Below are 17,969 nucleotides of genomic sequence, written 5' to 3' on the forward strand. Positions count from 1 at the left end.
GGACGCATGGACAGCGCCCGCAAGCCGCGATCAATGACGGGCAGCTCTGATTTAGAACGATTATTAGAACGCTTAAAAGCTTTACTTTAGAACGATTTCAAACCGTAGATTAGAATCGCTTTGAATTGGGGCGATTCAAGCCGACTGTTGCGCTCACCGCATTGATAAAAAAGGTCACGCTCGATAACCGATGGAGACAGTTCGTCGCAGCTTCATTTCGCGAACGAGCTGATTTTTCTGGGGCGAGCAAGACATGAGCAATGTGAAGGCGCCGAGATCGCTGCGCTTCGATGCAGCGATCGGTTCGGCTGATGACACCGGTTATTCCGCCACGAAGGTCTCCGCAGTCGCGAGCCTAATCGCGGTGGCGTCGTTTTCGGGGGCCGAAGCGCAGCAATCCAACCTGCCGCCGGTGAATGTCGATGCCCCGGTCGCTCGCCCGCGGCCCGTGACGTCAAAGCCCACGTCGGACCAGGTCCGCGCCCGCAACGCGCTGCGCCGCGCCGCGCGCCGCAACAACCAGCAAGCACTGCAGGCGCCGGTGCCGTTTCCCAACGCCGGCGGTCTTCCCGCCGACCGCGATCCGTACGCGGATCCGGCCGCGCCGTACAAGGGCGACCGTTTGCAGTCGTCCGGGAAATATCCCGAGCCGATCCTGAACACGCCGAAATCGGTCACGGTGCTGACCAAGGACGTGCTCGAAGACAAGAACGCCACCTCGCTGAAGTCGGCGATCCTGTCGACGGCCGGCGTCACGCTCGGCACGGGCGAGGGCGGCAATGCCTTCGGCGACCGCTTCTTCATCCGCGGTTTCGATGCGCGCAACGACATCTTCATCGACGGCGTGCGCGACTCCGGCGTCAGCGTCCGCGAGAACTTCTTCACCGAGCAGGTCGAGATCCTGCGCGGCCCGGGCTCGTCCTTTGCCGGCCGCGGCACCACCGGCGGCGCGATCAACATCGTCACCAAGCAGGCGACGACGCAGAACAGCTTCTACAACATGGACACCACGTTCGGCACCGATCGCACCAAGCGCGTGACGCTCGACGTCAACCAGGTGATCAGCCCGACGCTGGCGATCCGCGCCGGCGGCCTGTTCCAGGATGCCGGCGTCGCCGGCCGCAGCTATGTCACCGACGACCGCAACGGCGCGTTCGTCGCCGGAACATGGAAGCCGGTTGATGCGGTGAAGATCACCGGCAACTACATCCACACTGAACTGACCGGACTCCCGGATTTCGGCGTGCCGTATTACCGGCCGAGCACCGCGAGCACGGCCGGCGGCCCGTTCCCGGATTTCGGCGTCAACCGCAACAATTGGTACGGCTTCGTCAACCGCGACTTCTTCAGGACCGGGCAGGACATCGGCACCATCAACGCCGAAGTGCAGATCACGCCGGACCTCGTGGTCAGCAACAAGATCCGGGAATCGCGTTCGACCCAGAACTACATCGGCACGCTGCCGGAAGCGCCGACGCTTGCCGCCGGCGCTCCGTTCACGGCGTATACGCTGAGCGCCAATCCGCAAAGCCGCTACCAGGTCACCGACGTGTTCGCCAACCAGACCGAGGCGACCTACAAATCGGTCGACGGCCTCGGCTTCAAGCACACGACGACGGCCGGCGTCGAATACGACAACGAGCGGTCCTCGATCGACAGATATCTCGGCCTGAGCTCGGAAATAACGACCGGCACATCGGCTTTCACGGGAAGCGGATCGCTCTCCGGCGTCAGCGTGTTCAATCCGCAATACACCAACATTCCGTTCCCGATTCCGTCGGGGTTGTCCGGGATGCCGACCAAGATCGGGATCGACACCACCAGCGGCTACATCATGGATACCGCGAACTATAATGACTTCGTGATCCTCAATGGCGGCATCCGCTACGACGACTACAAGATCAACACGTCAGGATATCTGACGTCGGGCAATAGGACCACATTCGGCAGTCAGTCGGCTGACTTCGGGATGCCGAACTTCAACCTCGGCCTTACCTTGAAGCCGCTGCCGAACGGCAGCGTCTATGCGGCCTATGCGACCTCGTCGAACCCTGTCGGCGCCGAGTTCGACGGTACCAGCACTGCGTATGGCGGCCTGTCTCCGGTGTTGAACGGCGGCAATACCCAGATTTTCGGGCCGGAAAAGAACAAGGCGATCGAAGTCGGCACCAAGTGGGAATTGTTCGATCGTCATCTGCTGGTGACGGCGGCGCTGTTCCAGACCGAGAAGGAAAATGCGCGCGAATCGCAGAACGTGAACAACGCAACCGCGGCCGCGGCGCTCGGCTGCTCCTATCCGACCGGGACGACCGGCAATATTTCCTGCATCACCGCGGGCGCGGCCTACCGCATCCGCGGCATCGATCTCGGTGTCGGCGGCAAGATCACCGACAAATGGAGCGTGTTCGGCGGTCTCGTGCTGATGCAGTCGGCAGTGACGAGGTCGCTGGCGCCGCCGGCCAACACCATCCTGTACTCCAGCAATGTCGGACTGCCGCTCGCCAACGTCGCGCACCAGTCGTTCAGCATGCTGACCAAGTATCAGCTCACCGACATGTGGGAGCTTGGCGGGCAGGCGGTGTATCGCTCGAAGGTCTATGGCGGCACGCTGCTGGCGGCCAACCAGGGTACCTCGATCCCGAGCTACTGGCGCTTCGACGCCTTTGCCGAAGCAAAGATCGACAAGCACTGGACGATGAAGCTGTTCGTCAACAACATCTTCGACAAGCGCTACTACGACGCGCTGTACCAGAGCGCGGCGCCGTTCGTGCTCGAAGCGCCGGGACGCGCCGCGTATCTGGTTGTTTCTGCGCGTTACTGACGGAGGCTTCGCGGCACGAGATGCTGATCTGTGTTCCCAACGTATTGAGCAAGGCTGATGTGGCGGACTTCCGCCGCATCATGGCGCAAGCCGAATGGGAGGACGGCCGCTCGACCGCCGGCGCCGCGTCCGCGATGGTCAAGCGCAACGAGCAGCTGCCGCCCGACAGCGAGGTCGGGCGGCAGCTCGGCAATCGCATTTTGTCGGCGCTGTCGGCGAGCCCGCGCTTCATCTCGGCGGCGATCCCGCTTAGAATCTTTCCACCCTTGTTCAACCGCTATGCCGCCAGCGACGGGCACCATTTCGGCCTGCACGTCGACAATGCGGTGCGCGGCGACAGGCTGACCGGCATGAGGATCCGCACCGACCTCTCGGTCACGCTGTTTTTATCGGAGCCGGAGGACTACGACGGCGGCGAGCTCGTCATCGAAGACCTCTACGGATCCCATGAAATCAAGCTGCCGGCGGGCGATCTCGTAGTTTATCCTGCTTCCAGTTTGCATCTGGTCACGCCGGTCACGCGGGGGACCCGGGTAGCGTCTTTTTTCTGGCTGCAGAGCATGGTACGGGATGCACACGCGCGCAGTCTGATCTTTGATCTCGATACCGCGATCCAGGCTCTGGTGGAGCGGCTGGGGCGCGATGACCCCGAAACGGTCAAATTGACCGGGATTTATCACAACCTGATCCGTCACTGGGCTGAAGTGTAACTGATGATGACATTCAAGTTCCCCGCTGCATCCGCCATGATCGCCTCGCTGGCGATGCTGATGCTGGCCGCGCCGTCTTCGGCGCAGCAGCAAACGGCGCCTGTAGCGCAGCCTGCTCCCGTGACCCGGCCTCAGCCCGCACCCGCGGCCCAGCCGGCGGCAGCCCAGCCTGCGGCGGCTGCCCAGGCCGCGCCGGTGGCCGCCCAGCCGGCACAAGCGGCGCCGCAGGCTCAGGCCGCGCCGGCCCCTGCGGTGGCGGCTCCGGCTCCGACGGCGAACGAGGCGTCCCTGGCTGCGCCCGCGAGCGGCGACAGCAAGTCGCTGAAGTCGACCTCGACCGGCCTGCACGAATTGTCGCCGTGGAATATGTTCTTGAACGCCGACATCATCGTGAAGGCGGTGATGCTCGGTCTCGCTTTCGCGTCGCTCGTGACCTGGACCGTATTCATCGCCAAGATGGTCGAGCTGACCGTGGCGCAGCGCAAGCTGCGCGGCGCGCTGGCCAAGATCGCTGAATCGCGCTCGCTGGCCGAAGCGCAGTTCGCGCTCGGTGCCAAGGGCAGCGTGCTGTCGTCATTCATCGCAGCTGCGATGCGGGAGGGGCGCCTGTCGGCGGGCATCTCGAGCGACAGCGGCATCAAGGAGCGCGCGGCGTCGAGCTTCGCCGAGATCGTGCGCGCCGAAGCCCGCAAGATCCGCATCGGCATGGGCCTGCTCGCGACCATCGGCGCGACGTCGCCCTTCGTCGGCCTGTTCGGCACCGTCTGGGGCATCATGAACAGCTTCATCGGCATTTCGAAGTCGCAGACGACCAACCTTGCCGTGGTGGCGCCGGGCATTGCGGAAGCGCTGCTCGCGACCGCGATCGGCCTCGTCGCGGCGATCCCCGCGGTCATCATCTACAACCATTTCTCGCGCGTCACGAAGGTCTATCTCGAGCTGGTCAACCGCGCCTCGGGTGCCGCAGGACGGCTGTTGTCGCGCGATCTCGACCGCACCCATGGCGACGTTCCGCGCAACGCGCATGCGCGCGCCGCGGCGGCGGAGTAGGCGATGGCAGTCTCGATCTCCGAGAACGATGGCGACGACGATTTCGCGGAATCCCACGAGATCAACGTCACGCCGTTCATCGACGTCATGCTGGTGCTGCTGATCATCTTCATGGTGGCAGCACCGCTCTCGACCGTCGATCTTCCGATCGATCTGCCGACCTCCAGCGCGACGCCGCAGAAGAAGCCGGACAAGCCGACCTATCTCAGCATCAAGCCGGATCTGACGCTGGCGATCGGGGAGAACGCGGTGAAGCGCGTCGACCTGGTCAATTCGCTGGATGCCGTGCCCGACATGACCCGGGACAAATACGTGTTCCTGCGGGCTGATCGGATGGTACCCTATGGCGAGCTGATGGGCGTGATGGAGCTGCTGCGCGCCGGCGGCTACACGCACGTGAAGCTGGTCGCGCTCGAGGGCGTTCCGGGAGCGCCCGCGGCGGCGCAGGCCGATCCTGCCAAACCCTGACGGCGAACGCGATGTCCACCAACCCCGATCTCGATCTGCGGACCTCGAAGCGGCTCTGGGTGATCGCTGCCGTGACGGCAGTCGGGATGCATCTGGGCGGTGCCGCGCTGGCGCTGACCAATTTGCGCGGCGACGACGGCGACGAGGGGCTCGGCGCTGCCGGCGCGGAGTACGCCGTCGAGCTGGCTTCCGCGGATGCGACCGAGGAGGCCCTACCGCCCGGACCGCTGGCTGACGAGCAGCAGGCTGTGCAGGAAATGGCGCAGCAGAAGGCCGAGGTGAAGGACACCGACCTGCCTCAGGAAAAGCCGGTGGAGTCCGACGACCCCGATCGCATCGTGACGGAAGACACTGCCAAGAAGCAGAAGGAGGAGGAGGCCAAGGTCGCCAAGGTCGAGACCAACGCGCAGGAAGCGCAGCAGGCCTCGGAGGCGGCCGCGCCGACCAAGCTGGAGGACGCGCGTCAGTCGGAAACCACCAAGGCACCCAACCCAGGCATCGGCAAGGACAAGCTGCTGCTGACCGCCAAGTGGGGCAAGAAGATCAGCGCCTATCTCGACCTGCACAAGAAATTCCCGGAGAAGGGCAAGGCCAAGGAGGCCAAGGTGAAGGTCGCCCTGGTGCTGAATCGTCTGGGCAAGGTGCTGTCGGTTGCCGTGCTGGAATCGTCCGGAGATGCCGCCTTTGACGACGCGGCGATCTCGATGGTCCACCGGTCCGATCCGGTCCCGGCGCCGCCGGCCGACCTGACCGACGATCAGTTCTCCTTCAGCCTCGACGTCAATTACAACAAGCCGAAGAAGTAGCGAGCCGCGGCTGCCTGCGATCAGACGCCGGTGTCATTCCGGGGCGCGACAAGTCGCGAACCCGGAAATCATTTCTCCATTGAATGAGCCGCTGGTCGATTCCTGATTCGCCGTTTCACGCGGCCCGGAACGACGTTGCCTCAGCTCTTCTTCACCAGCGGGCAGACGCTCTTCTCGAGCGGGAGGAAGGCCTCGTCCGCGGGGATGGTGGCGACCAGCTTGTAATAGTCCCACGGATATTTCGACTCGGACGGCTTCTTCACCTCGAACAGATAGGCCGGGTGGATCTTGCGGCCGTCGACGCGAATCGAGCCCTTGCCGAACAGGGGATCGTCGGTCGGCATCTCCTTCATCTTGGCGACCACGGCGCGGCCGTCATGCGGATTGCCGCCGAGCGCTTCCAGCGCCTTGAAATAGTGGATCAGCGAGGAATAGACGCCGGCCTGCACCATGGTCGGCGGGTTCTTCTTGAAGCGCTCCATGAAGCGCTTGGAGAAGGCGCGGGTCTGGTCGTTCATGTCCCAATAGAATGTCTCGGTGAAGTTCAGCCCCTGCGCGACGTTGAGGCCGAGCGCGTTGATGTCGGTGATGAACAGCAGCATGCCCGCAAGCCGCTGGCCGCCCGAGACGATGCCGAATTCCGCGGCCTGCTTGATCGCGTTGGTGGTGTCGCCGCCGGCATTGGCAAGGCCGACGATCTTGGCCTTCGAGCTTTGCGCCTGCAGCAGGAAGGACGAGAAGTCGGCATTGTTGAGCGGATGCTTGACGCTGCCGAGCACCTTGCCGCCATTCGCGGTGACCACCGCCGAGGTGTCGCGCTCGAGCGCCTGGCCGAACGCATAGTCCGCGGTGAGGAAGAACCAGGTGTCGCCGCCGGATTTGACCAGCGCTTTGCCGGTGCCGTTGGCGAGCATGTAGGTGTCATAGACCCAGTGCACCGTGTTCGGCGAACATTGCGCGCCCGTGAGGTCGGACGAGGCCGAGCCCGAGTTCAGGTTGACGACGTTCTTCTCCTTCGAGAGGTTGGCAATCGCGAGCCCGACATTGGAGGCCGCGAGATCGACGAACACGTCGACCTTCTCGACGTCGATCCACTGCTTGCCGATATTGACCGCGACATCGGGCTTGTTCTGGTGATCGGCCGAGATCAGATCGATCTTCCAGCCCTTCGCCAGCAGCCCGGAATCCTCGATCGCCATCTGCGCCGCCACCGTCGAGCCGGGACCGCCGATATCCTGATAGAGGCCGGACTGATCGCCGAGCGCGCCGACCTTGGCGACCTTGTCCATCGTCTGCGCCGACGCACCGCCGCAGAACACGAGACTCGTGGTCATGACCAAGGCCGTCGTGACCGAGGCTGCAATGGAACGCTTCATCTTCCCTCCAATATGATTTTGTTTTTTTGAGTTCCGGATTATGCCCGGCATCGGGCGCATCGCCTAGAGCGCCGGCGCGATCGCTCGCGCGCGATATTCCACGCCACGGCGATTGCGCAGCCGGTAACGCGCGACGGGATGCCGCGGTGTGCGTGGTTCGATCATCAGACGCGGATAGGGTGAAGCGGGGACGGCACTATTTCCAGTAGTACCGGATCGCGACGTAGACCACGACGAGGCAGGCGAAGATCAGTGCCACCGGCATCGAACGCTTGGCGTTCGGGTCGGAGGTGCTCGTCTTCTTGGGGGGCAGGCGGCGGAACGTCGTGACGTTGCCGCTGTCGGCGACCGGCTCGCGCGCGCGCGCTGGAACCTCCGGCGCTTTGCCGGCGCCGCCCATCTCGACATAGTAAGTGCGGTACATCTCTTGGATGGTCGCCTCGCCGGCGTCGGCTTCGCTCATCTGTCCCAGCAGCTTGTTGTAAATGGCCAGGAAATTCTGCGCCTCAGGCGGCAAGGCGGAGGCGCCGTTCAGCTTGGCCATCATCTTCCAGGTCGCAAAGTCGGCCCGCGCGCGGGTGTCGGCGCGTCGTGCAATCAGCATATCGGCAGCTTTGATCACCATGGCCTCGAAGCGTTCCCGTCCTCAACGCGCGACCCGGAAAAATGGCTACCGGTTTTTCGGTCGGGTCGTGCGCAGATCAAGGCTATGTGTTTCCGGTAATGAGGAGAAGGGCGTTGATTACATAGCCGGTCAGAGTTCGCAGTATCGTTGAAATAACATCAAGATTTAGGCCGACTTGCTGGCCAATCACCGGCAGCAGGATCAACAGCCCGATGAGGATCAGCATGCCGTAGGGCTCCAGCCGGGCGAGCGGGATCGCCAGCGGCCTTGGCAGCAGCCCGACCGCGACCCGGCCACCGTCCAGCGGCGGGATCGGCATCATGTTGAAGATCGCGAGCACGATGTTGATCAGGAAGGCGTTTTTCAGATTGTCCGCGGTCCATTTTGCGGCATCGGCCGGCACCAATGGCAGCGCGTGGAATGCCAGCGCCGCGGCGATCGCCAGGATGATGTTGGTGGCCGGGCCGGCCAGCGCCACCCACACCATGTCGAGCTTGGGATGATTGAGCTTGCGGAAGTTCACCGGCACCGGCTTGGCGTAGCCGAACAGGAACGGCGAATGCGCGAACAGCAGCACTGCAGGCAGGATCAGCGTGCCGAACGGATCGATGTGCTTCAGCGGGTTGAAGCTGACGCGGCCGAGCTGCCAGGCGGTGTCGTCGCCGAGCCGATGAGCGACGAAGCCGTGCGCGGCTTCGTGAAACGTGATCGCAATGACGACCGGCAATACCCAGACGGAGATGTCATAGAGGGAGATGTTCAATGGCGTGCCGCCTCGGGTTCGCTGGGACCGGACCTTAGGCTAGCACGGATTCGCGGAAGGCCTTGCTGGCGAGCGTTGCCGCAGGTCAGCGCATGTCGGGGGCGACCGCGTGCGCCAGAGGCGGGTGGGTGGTCGCGATCCAGATGCCGGCGAACACGGTGACGATGCCGGCCACCAGATTCCAGCTCAGCGGCTCGCCGAGCAGGGCTGCGCCGACCAGCGATGCCGCGATCGGATTGACGGTGACCGAGATCGCCACCCGGGTCGGCGTCGTCCGCTCCAGCGCGAAGGCCCAGAGATAGAAGGTGAGCGCAGCGCCGAAGGCGCCGAGATAGATCGCGCCGAACCATTGCGGCGCGCCGAAATCGGCAACCGGCGCAAAACTGCCGCGCAGCAGCGAGGCGACAATGAGCACCACCGCCCCGGCGGCCATCGCGAGCGTGGTGAAGGGGATCGGGCCGGCGCGGCGGATATAGGGTTTTGACCAGATGCTGTAGAGCGCCATGCACAGCGCGGCTGCGATCATCAGGAGGTCGCCGCGCCAGGCACCAGGCGGCGCCGTGGCGAGGCCTGAGAGCAGCGCCATCGAGACGCCGAGGATGGTGATCAGGACGCCTGTGGTCTTGCGCGCGGTGAGCGCTTCGGCGCCCAGCACCGCGCCGACCAGCATGGTCAGCAGCGGCAGTGTCGACAGCGCGAGTGCGCCGCGCGCGGCGGTGGTGAAGATCAATGAGGCGTTGAACAGGACCGGAAACGCCGCAAAGAACAGCAGGCCGAGGCCGGCAACGCCGAGCCAGTCGCGCCGCGTCGGCCAGCTCCGGCGTTGCAGCAGTGCCAGCGGCAGCAGCAGCAGGACGCCGATGCCGAAGCGGAACGCGCCGATCGCCAGCGGGTCGATGGCGCCGACCAGAAACCGCGTCGCGCCGATCGAAGTGCCGCCGAGCGCGCTCGAGGCCACCGCCGCCAACACCCCCCAGATCTCGCCCATTCCGTTGGCCCCTTGGTTTTGCTTGCGCAATCTAGGGAAGGGAACATAATCAGGGAATGGAATAGATGTGATTGACTAAATCACAGATCGTTATGAGTGCGCCCATCCTGGACCCGGATCTTCTGCAGGCCTTTGTCGCGGTGGCGGAGCATCGCTCCTTCACCCGCGCGGCCTCGGCGCTGAACCGGACCCAATCCGCCGTCAGCATGCAGGTGAAGCGGCTGGAAGAGCGGCTGCAGGCCGAACTGTTTCACCGCAGCACGTCCAGTGTCGACCTGACTGCGGCAGGCGAGGGATTGCTCGGCTATGCCCGCCGCATTTTGAGCCTCAACGCGGAAGCGGTCGGCCGGGTGCGCGCGCACGGCACGGATGGACGGGTTCGCCTCGGCGTGATGGACGACTATGGGACGATGATCGTCCCGCCGCTGCTCAAGGACTTCATCGCCAGCTATCCGCTGATCCATGTCGAGATGGAGACCGGGCTGACGTCGACAATGACCGATCGGCTCGGCGAAGCCTATGACCTCGTGATCGCGATGCACCCCGAGGGACGCGGCGAGGGCGAGTTGCTGCGCACCGAGCAGGCGGTGTGGGCCGCGAGCGCCGCACATTGCGTCGAGGAACTCGATCCGCTGCCGGTCGCGCTCTATCCGCAGGGCTGCCTGTTCCGGAGCTGGGCGATGCAGGCGCTGGACGAGGCGAACCGGCCGTGGCGGCTCGCCTTTGTCAGCCACAGCCTGTCCGCGGTCGAGGCGATCGCGGCGCAGGGCCTCGCCGTGACCGTGGTCAAGTCGGGGACGTTTCCGCCGACGCTGCGTCGGCTGACCGCGCGCGACGGCATGCCGCGGCTGCCGCGGGCCGAGATACGGCTGCATCGCGCGCAAAACCTGTCGCACGCGGCGTCACTCCTGGCCGATCATCTCGTCGCGGCGCTGCGGCAGCCGGCGAGGCGAGCGGCGATCTAATAGGTCGCGCGGCCGCCGGAAATGTCGAACACCGCGCCGGTGGAGAAGGCACAATCCTCCGAGGCCAGCCATGCCACCATCGAGGCGAGCTCCTCGACCTGCACAAAGCGGGCCTTCGGGATCTTCGACAGCATGAAGTCGATGTGCGCTTGCGTCATCTGGTCGAAGATCGCGGTCTTCGCTGCGGCCGGCGTCACCGCATTGACCAGGATGTCGTGCTGCGCGAGCTCCTTGCCGAGCGATTTGGTGAGCGCGATCAGGCCCGCCTTCGACGACGAATAATGCGCGGCGTTCGGATTGCCCTCCTTGCCGGCGATCGAGGCGATGTTGACGATGCGGCCGTACTTCCGGCCGATCATGGTCGGCACGATCGCCTTGCAGCAGATGAAGGGCCCCTCGAGATTGATGCGCATCACCCGGCGCCAGTCCTCGAGATCGGTTTCCCATACCGGCTTGTTGGCTCCGGTGATGCCGGCGTTGTTGACGAGAATGTCGATCTTGCCGAACGCCCGCAGCGTTTGATCGCGCGCGGCGTCGACCGCGTCGGGATTGGTGACGTCGGTCTTGATCGCGATCACGTTCTCGCCGATCGCCCGCGCGGTCTTCTCGGCCAGCGGCTGGTCGAAATCCCAGATCGCGACCTTGGCGCCCGACGCGACAAAGCGCTCGGTGATGGCGCGGCCAAATCCCTGCGCGCCGCCGGTGACGACGGCACAGCGGCCGTTGAGATCGATCTTGTTCATGTTGCCTCCCGATTAGAGTGTCCAGCCGCCGTCGATGACATGCGCGACACCTGTCGTGAACGAGCTTTCGTTGCTGGCAAGATAGACGGCGAGCGCGGCGATTTCCTCGGCGGTGCCGAGCCGGCCCATCGGCTGGCGCGCAACGAACATCTCGCGTCCCTGCGGGCCGGCAGCCGCCGCACGCTCAAGCATCGAAGGTGTCTCGATAGTGCCGGGGCAGATGCAGTTGCAGCGGATGCCCTTGGTGATGAAGTCGGCCGCGACCGAGCGCGTCAGTGCCGCGACCGCGGCCTTGGTGGCGCTATAGACGTAGCGGTTCGGCGCCGCCTTCACCGCGCCGGCGGCGGAGGCGATGTTGACGATGGCGCCACCGCCCTGCGCCAGCATGCCGGGCAGGAAAGCGCGCGTGGTGCGGTGCATCGACTTGACGTTGAGGTCGAAGGAGAAATCCCAGTCGTCGTCCGAGCACTCCAGCACTGTGCCGTGATGCACAAAGCCCGCGGCATTGAGCAGGATGTCGGTCTTGCCCGCGCGTTTTGCCATTGCCTCGACGGCTGCGGTGTCGCGCACGTCGAGCTTCGCAACCTCGGCGACGCCTTCCTGCTTGAGCAGCGCAAGTTTGCCTTCGTCGATATCGGTCGCGAACACGCTCGCGCCCTCGCGGGCAAAGGCCAGCGCGCAGGCGCGGCCGATGCCGACGGCCGCTGCGGTTACGAATGCGCGCTTGCCCTTCAGGCGGTCTGACATGCGTTTCTTCCTTCTTTGACGATTTGCAGTGTCATGCGCGGGCTTGACCCGCGCATCCATCTTCGAGGAGCGATGGATTGCCGGGTCGCGCCCGGCAATGACGGTTTGCGTCCTAGTGATTGTCGCGCGCCACGCCGACCTTGCCGGCGATGTCGTGGTAGCGCGTCGCGAGCTCGAGGCAGGCGCCGGTCGCGTGCTGGCCGACGGTCTTGCGGTAGAGCTCCTGCCACGGCGTCTGGTTGGCCGGATGCGGGAAGCCGCCCTTGGCCTTCAGCTCGGCGCGGCGGGTGCGCAGCTCATCCTCCGAGATCATGATGTTGGCGCTGCCCTTGTTGAGGTCGATGCGCACCTTGTCGCCGGTCCTCAGGATCGCGAGCCCGCCATCGGCGGCGGCCTCCGGCGAGGCGTTGAGGATCGAGGGCGAGCCCGAAGTGCCGGACTGCCTTCCGTCGCCGATGCAGGGCAGGGATAGGATGCCGCGTTTGATCAGCGCGGCGGGCGGCTGCATGTTCACCACCTCGGCGCCGCCGGGATAGCCGATCGGGCCGGTGCCGCGGACGAACAGGACGCAGTGCTCATCGATGTCGAGCGCGGGATCCTCGATACGGTTGTGATAATCCTCCGGCCCCTCGAACACGATGGCGCGGCCCTCGAAGGCATTGAGGTCCTTCGGGTTGGACAGATAGCGGTCGCGGAATTCCTTCGAGATCACGCTGGTCTTCATGATCGCGGAGTCGAACAGATTGCCGCGCAGCACGATGAAGCCGGCGTCCTTCACCAGCGGCTTGTCGTAGCCCCAGATCACGTCGCCGTCGGGCGCAGGTGCTTCCTTGCAGTTCTCGCCCATGGTGCGGCCGTTGACGGTGAGGGCGCCTTCGTGGATGCGCTTGTGCTTGATCAGCTCGCGCACCACCGAGGGCACGCCGCCGGCGCGGTGATATTCCTCGCCGAGATAGAAGCCGGCCGGCTGCATGTTCACCAGCAGCGGGACGTCATGGCCGTATTTCTGCCAGTCGTCGATCGACAGCTCGACGCCGACATGGCGCGCCAGCGCATTGATGTGGATCGGCGCATTGGTCGAGCCGCCGATCGCGGAGTTGACCACGATGCAGTTCTCGAACGCCTCGCGCGTCAGGAAGTCCGACGGCTTCAAATCCTCCCAGACCATGTCGACGATGCGCTTGCCGGTCTCGTAGGCGATCTGGCCGCGCTCGCGATACGGCGCCGGGATCGCCGCGCAGCCCGGCAGCGAGAAGCCGAGCGCTTCCGCGAGCGAGTTCATGGTGGAGGCGGTGCCCATCGTGTTGCAATGGCCGACCGAGGGGGCCGAGGAGGCCACGATCTCGATGAATTGCTCATAGTCGATCTCGCCGGCGGCGAGCCGCTCGCGCGCCTTCCACACCACGGTGCCGGAGCCGGTGCGCTGGCCCTCGTGCCAGCCGTTCAGCATCGGGCCGCCCGACAGCACGATCGCCGGCAGGTTGACGGTCGCCGCCGCCATCATGCAGGCCGGCGTGGTCTTGTCGCAGCCGGTGGTCAGCACCACGCCGTCGAGTGGATAGCCGAACAGCACCTCGACGAGGCCGAGATAGGCGAGGTTGCGGTCGAGCGCCGCGGTCGGGCGCTTGCCGGTCTCCTGGATCGGATGGGTGGGAAACTCCATGGCGATGCCGCCGGCGGCGCGGATGCCCTCGCGGACGCGGTGTGCGAGCTCGAGGTGATGCCGATTGCAGGGCGACAGGTCGTTGCCGGTCTGCGCGATGCCGATGATCGGCTTGCCCGACTGCAATTCCTCGCGCGTCAGGCCGTAGTTGAGATAGCGCTCGAGATAGAGCGCGGTCATGCCCGGATTGTGCGGGTTGTCGAACCATTCCTGGGAGCGGAGCCTGCGGCCCTTGCCCTTGCTGGTCGCGCCTGCGGCGTCGTGCCCGTTGGTGGGGGATTTTGTCATTGGTTTCTCCCGCAATGCAAACTGGTGGGCCCATTCAAGGGCTCTGGTTCAACGTCGTTGCTACCTTGCGCAAATCGTCGTGCATTACAAACCCGACCGATCACGCACAGGTGTTTCGTGTGATGGATTGGACCTTAGTTGAAGGGTCTTGGTTGCGCTATCATTTTATCATTTTTCGCGTCTCCTATGACGGGCAGCTGCCGGGCGACCTCAATTGCGTCGCGCCGAGCTTTGCCGTTCCATGACACTGAAGCCGAGATCGACGACGGGTTCGGCGGGCCGGCGCCCTTCCAGCGTCTCGATCACCATCACGGCAGCGTTTCTGCCCATTTCGTAACGATTGGTGCGCACGCTGCTCAAGGTCGGCTCGCTCGACGCCATGAATTCGAGGTCATTGAAGCCGACGATCGCCATCTGCTCTGGCACCGCCACGTGCCGGCGCTTGCATTCGAACAGCGCGCCGAGCGCAAGGTCGTCATTGACGCAGAACACGGCGTCGATGTCGGGCGCCTTGGCGAGCAGGTCGGCAAACAGCGTCCCGCCGAGCGTGACCGAGGTCGGGATCGCCGTTGTCACAATAAGCTGTGGATCGAACAGCGCAGCGTCGGTCATCGCGGAGCGATAGCCGTCGAGCCGACGCTGCACCCGCGGGTCCATCCGCGCGCCGAGGAAGCCGATCCGCCGGTAGCCCTGCGCGAGCAGGTGGGCAATGGCCGCTTTTGCGGCGTCAAAATGCGAGAATCCGATCATCATGTCGATCGGGGAGGGACCGACCTCCATGATCTGGACGATCGGACAATCGACCGTCTCCATGATGCGGCGGGAATCGGCGGTCTGGTTGATGCCGGTAATAATCAGCCCGGCGGGCTTCTGTGCCAGAAACAGACGCAGCAGGCGCTCTTCCTGCAGGATGCTGTAGCGGGTGTTGGCGAGCTGAATGCTGTAGCGGCTGCCGTCGAGCGCGTCATAGATGCCGCGCAGCACGTCGGAGAACACGTTGTTGGTCAGCGACGGGATCAGGACACCGATCACCTCGGTGCGCTGCGACGCAAGCGCGCGTGCCGCGAGATTGGGCACGTAACCGAGTTCTTTTGCCGCACTATCGACCCGCGCGCGCTTGCCGGCCGAAAGTGCTTCCGGATTTCTGAAGAACCGTGAGGCCGTAATCGGACTGACACCGGCGAGCTTCGCGACTTCGGCGAGCCGGATCTTGCCTGGCGTGATGCGCTTTCGGGCCATTTGCCGCTCATATCACGACGTTCGTCGCAGACAAACTGATATTGACAGCGCTACCAAGCGATTGCTAATCGAACGATTGCCAAAACCGGATAAACTGCGGACAATAACGCCAGTCCAACAGCGCCGCGCACCCAGCGCGGCCGGAACACAAAACAGAGCGGTGGCGGCACTCGTCGTACGTCGTCGGGAACTTGAGGGAGGGAAGTGGATGTCGTCGGTCCAGATTCGCGACGTGCGGAAATCGTTCGGCAATTTTGAGGTCCTGCACGGCGTGTCGATCCCGATCGAGGACGGCGAGTTCGTCGTTCTGGTCGGCCCCTCCGGCTGCGGCAAGTCGACCCTGCTGCGCATGCTGGCGGGGCTCGAGAACATCACCTCCGGCACGATCTCGATCGGCGACCGCGTCGTCAACAATGTCCAGCCCAAAGAGCGCGACATTGCGATGGTGTTCCAGAACTACGCGCTCTATCCGCATATGACCGTCGCCGACAATATGGGCTTCTCGCTCAAGCTGCGCGGCGCCAAGCCCGAGGAGATCTCGACCGGCGTCAAGCGCGCCGCGGAAATCCTTGCGCTGACGCCGCTGCTCGAGCGCTATCCTCGCCAGCTCTCCGGCGGCCAGCGCCAGCGCGTCGCGATGGGCCGCGCCATCGTGCGCGATCCCCAGGTGTTCCTGTTCGACGAGCCGCTGTCGAACCTCGACGCCAAGCTGCGTGTTGCGATGCGCACCGAAATCAAGGAGCTGCACCAGCGGCTGAAGACCACGACCGTCTACGTCACCCACGACCAGATCGAGGCCATGACCATGGCCGACAAGATCGTCGTGATGCATGACGGCATCGTCGAGCAGATGGGCTCGCCGCTCGAACTCTATGACACGCCGGCGAACCAGTTCGTGGCCGGTTTCATCGGCTCGCCGGCGATGAATTTCCTCAAGGGCAATGTGAAGGTGAACGGCGCCGCCTATTTCGAGGGACCGAACGGCGTCAAGCTGCCGCTGAAATCGGCGCCGGCCAATTCCGACGGCCAACCCGCGGTCTACGGCGTGCGGCCCGAGCATTTCACCATCGCCGATGACGGCGCCGAGGCCGAGATCGTGGTGGTCGAGCCGACCGGCTCGGAGACCCAGGTGTTCGCCAAGCTCGGCGGCGAGCAGGTCGTCGCCGTGTTCCGCGAGCGCCATCTGTTCAACCCGGGCGACAAGGTTCGGCTCAAGCCGGATCCGTCGCTGGTCCATCTGTTCGACGATTCGACGGGGAAGCGACTGAACAGCTGACGGACCGATCGATCTTAATGGCCGACCAACAGGCCAGATCAAAAACAACAAAAACACAATCATAGGGAGAAGGACGATGCACGATTTTACTCGCCGCTCGCTACTTCAGGGCGGCACGGCGCTGGCTGCAACCGGCATGCTCACCGGGCCGGCGCTGTTTGACTTCGCCAAGGCCTGGGCGCAGAGCGCGCCCTGGAAGGCGGAGCCCGGCGCCAAGCTCACCGTGATGCGCTGGAAGCGCTTCGTGCCCGCGGAAGACGATGCATTCAACGCCATGGTCGCGGCCTTCAAGTCGGCAACCGGCACCGAGATGAACGTGTTCAGCGAGTCCTTCGAGGACGTGCAGCCGAAGGCCTCGGTCGCCGCCAACACCGGCTCGGGTCTCGACCTCGCCTGGGGCCTGCACACGCTGCCGCAGCTGTTCCCGACCAAGGTTCTCAAGATGAACGACGTTGCCGACTATCTCGGCAACAAATATGGCGGCTGGACCGAAGCCGCGGCCAAGACCTGCAAGCAGGGCAATGACTGGCTCGGCATTCCCGTCGCGACCATCGGCGGCTATTTGACCTATCGCAAGTCGGCGGTCGAGAAGGCCGGCTTCAAGCAGGTGCCGTCCGATTTCCCGGCCTATCTTGAACTGTGCAAAGCGCTGAAGAAGAACAACACGCCGGCCGGCTTCGCGCTCGGCCACGCCACCGGCGACGCCAATGCCTGGGTGCACAACATCCTCTGGGGCCACAACGCCTGGACCGTCGACAAGGACGACAAGGTCATCATCAATTCGCCGGAGACGATGAAGGCGCTGGAGTATGCCAAGGCGCTGTCGGAGACCTTCATTCCGGGTGTCGCGTCCTGGAACGATTCCTCCAACAACAAGGCCTTCCTGTCGGGCGAGCTGTTCCTGACCTCGAACGGCATCTCGATCTACGTCGCGGCCAAGGACGATCCGAGCAAGAAGGAGCTCGCCGAGGACATCGACCACGCATTGTGGCCGGTCGGCTCGATCGGCAAGCCGACCGAATTGCAACTCGCGGTTCCGATCCTCGCCTTCAACTTCTGCAAATATCCGAACGCGGCGAAGGCCTTCATCGCCTTCATGCTGGAGAAGGAGAATTTCGAGAAGTGGCTGTCGGGCGCGCGGGGTTATCTCACCCACACGCTCAACGCCTACGACGCGGCTCCGGTGTGGACCGCCGATCCGAAGAACGCGGTGTTCGGCCAGGCCTCGAAGCGCGCGCTGCCGGCCTCCGGCATCGGCACGCCCGGCGAGAAGGCCGCGACCGCGATCGCCGACTTCATCGTGGTCGACATGTTCGCGAACTACTGCACCGGTGCCAAGGACGGCAAGGCCGCGATGGCGGAAGCCGAACGGCAGCTGAAGCGTATCTATCGCTGATGTGATGGCCGCGGGCGGCGGAGCGCCGCCGCCCGCGTCATCATT

Annotated in this window: 16 protein-coding genes; 8 read left to right on the forward strand and 8 right to left on the reverse strand. The window is 64.4% G+C overall.

The genetic code is table 11. From position 1 onward, the window contains the following. Positions 1-253: 253 nt before the first annotated feature. The 5 genes from ACVW1B_RS09925 to ACVW1B_RS09945 are packed head-to-tail and all read left to right on the forward strand — an operon-like array spanning position 254 to position 5,855. Entirely contained in the window at positions 254-2,821 is a 2,568-nt protein-coding gene (locus ACVW1B_RS09925; RefSeq protein ID WP_253609142.1) for a TonB-dependent receptor, read from the forward strand. Positions 2,822-2,841: 20 nt separating this feature from the next. Beyond that, positions 2,842-3,531 carry a Fe2+-dependent dioxygenase gene (locus tag ACVW1B_RS09930; protein ID WP_253609141.1) on the forward strand — a complete coding sequence of 230 codons (690 nt, stop codon included), beginning with the start codon at positions 2,842-2,844 and terminating at the stop codon, positions 3,529-3,531. 3 nt (positions 3,532-3,534) lie between these two features. Then, positions 3,535-4,581, forward strand: a complete 1,047-nt coding sequence (gene exbB / locus ACVW1B_RS09935; protein WP_253609140.1) for a tonB-system energizer ExbB — start codon at positions 3,535-3,537, stop codon at positions 4,579-4,581. Positions 4,582-4,584: 3 nt separating this feature from the next. After that, positions 4,585-5,049, forward strand: coding sequence for a TonB system transport protein ExbD (gene exbD / locus ACVW1B_RS09940; RefSeq protein WP_076826519.1), 465 nt, complete (start codon positions 4,585-4,587; stop codon positions 5,047-5,049). Between the two features lie 11 nt (positions 5,050-5,060). Continuing rightward, on the forward strand, positions 5,061-5,855 hold the full coding sequence (locus ACVW1B_RS09945) for a TonB family protein (RefSeq protein WP_253609139.1): 795 nt from the start codon (positions 5,061-5,063) through the stop codon (positions 5,853-5,855). A 140-nt stretch (positions 5,856-5,995) separates the two neighbouring features. Here the strand turns inward: ACVW1B_RS09945 and ACVW1B_RS09950 are convergent, their stop codons facing one another. The 4 genes from ACVW1B_RS09950 to ACVW1B_RS09965 form a co-directional block, all read right to left on the reverse strand. Then, positions 5,996-7,231 (reverse strand): ABC transporter substrate-binding protein, encoded by a 1,236-nt coding sequence (locus ACVW1B_RS09950; RefSeq protein WP_225160636.1) that lies wholly within the window; start codon positions 7,229-7,231, stop codon positions 5,996-5,998. A 196-nt stretch (positions 7,232-7,427) separates the two neighbouring features. Next, positions 7,428-7,835 carry a hypothetical protein gene (locus ACVW1B_RS09955; protein ID WP_026192644.1) on the reverse strand — a complete coding sequence of 136 codons (408 nt, stop codon included), beginning with the start codon at positions 7,833-7,835 and terminating at the stop codon, positions 7,428-7,430. A gap of 103 nt (positions 7,836-7,938) precedes the next feature. After that, positions 7,939-8,619 (reverse strand): site-2 protease family protein, encoded by a 681-nt coding sequence (locus tag ACVW1B_RS09960; protein ID WP_038384092.1) that lies wholly within the window; start codon positions 8,617-8,619, stop codon positions 7,939-7,941. Positions 8,620-8,704: 85 nt separating this feature from the next. Further along, positions 8,705-9,607 carry a DMT family transporter gene (locus tag ACVW1B_RS09965; RefSeq protein WP_253609138.1) on the reverse strand — a complete coding sequence of 301 codons (903 nt, stop codon included), beginning with the start codon at positions 9,605-9,607 and terminating at the stop codon, positions 8,705-8,707. 92 nt (positions 9,608-9,699) lie between these two features. On the opposite strand from ACVW1B_RS09965, the gene ACVW1B_RS09970 reads away from it, so the two are divergent. Further along, positions 9,700-10,572: a LysR substrate-binding domain-containing protein gene (locus ACVW1B_RS09970; protein WP_456821573.1), complete on the forward strand. Its 873-nt coding sequence runs from the start codon at positions 9,700-9,702 to the stop codon at positions 10,570-10,572. On the opposite strand, the gene ACVW1B_RS09975 is transcribed toward ACVW1B_RS09970, so the two are convergent. From ACVW1B_RS09975 to gntR, 4 genes are all read right to left on the reverse strand, one after another. After that, a complete protein-coding gene (locus ACVW1B_RS09975) occupies positions 10,569-11,315 on the reverse strand; it encodes an SDR family NAD(P)-dependent oxidoreductase (RefSeq protein WP_253609136.1) in 747 nt (248 codons plus the stop codon). The two genes, ACVW1B_RS09970 and ACVW1B_RS09975, sit on opposite strands and share 4 nt — an antisense overlap. A 12-nt stretch (positions 11,316-11,327) precedes the next feature. Further along, a complete protein-coding gene (locus ACVW1B_RS09980) occupies positions 11,328-12,062 on the reverse strand; it encodes an SDR family oxidoreductase (protein ID WP_253609135.1) in 735 nt (244 codons plus the stop codon). Between the two features lie 112 nt (positions 12,063-12,174). After that, positions 12,175-14,013: an IlvD/Edd family dehydratase gene (locus tag ACVW1B_RS09985; protein ID WP_253609134.1), complete on the reverse strand. Its 1,839-nt coding sequence runs from the start codon at positions 14,011-14,013 to the stop codon at positions 12,175-12,177. 210 nt (positions 14,014-14,223) lie between these two features. Continuing rightward, a complete protein-coding gene (gntR, locus tag ACVW1B_RS09990; RefSeq protein ID WP_168855702.1) occupies positions 14,224-15,252 on the reverse strand; it encodes an HTH-type transcriptional regulator GntR in 1,029 nt (342 codons plus the stop codon). A 208-nt stretch (positions 15,253-15,460) separates the two neighbouring features. Between gntR and ACVW1B_RS09995 the strand changes: the two genes are divergently transcribed. Both ACVW1B_RS09995 and ACVW1B_RS10000 read left to right on the forward strand, forming a co-directional pair. After that, a complete protein-coding gene (locus ACVW1B_RS09995; RefSeq protein WP_028334988.1) occupies positions 15,461-16,528 on the forward strand; it encodes an ABC transporter ATP-binding protein in 1,068 nt (355 codons plus the stop codon). 76 nt (positions 16,529-16,604) lie between these two features. Continuing rightward, complete coding sequence (locus ACVW1B_RS10000) at positions 16,605-17,924, forward strand: ABC transporter substrate-binding protein (RefSeq protein ID WP_456821574.1); 1,320 nt, start codon at positions 16,605-16,607, stop codon at positions 17,922-17,924. The last annotated feature ends 45 nt before the right edge of the window (positions 17,925-17,969 follow it).

It is taken from the genome of Bradyrhizobium sp. USDA 4502 (assembly GCF_054063355.1).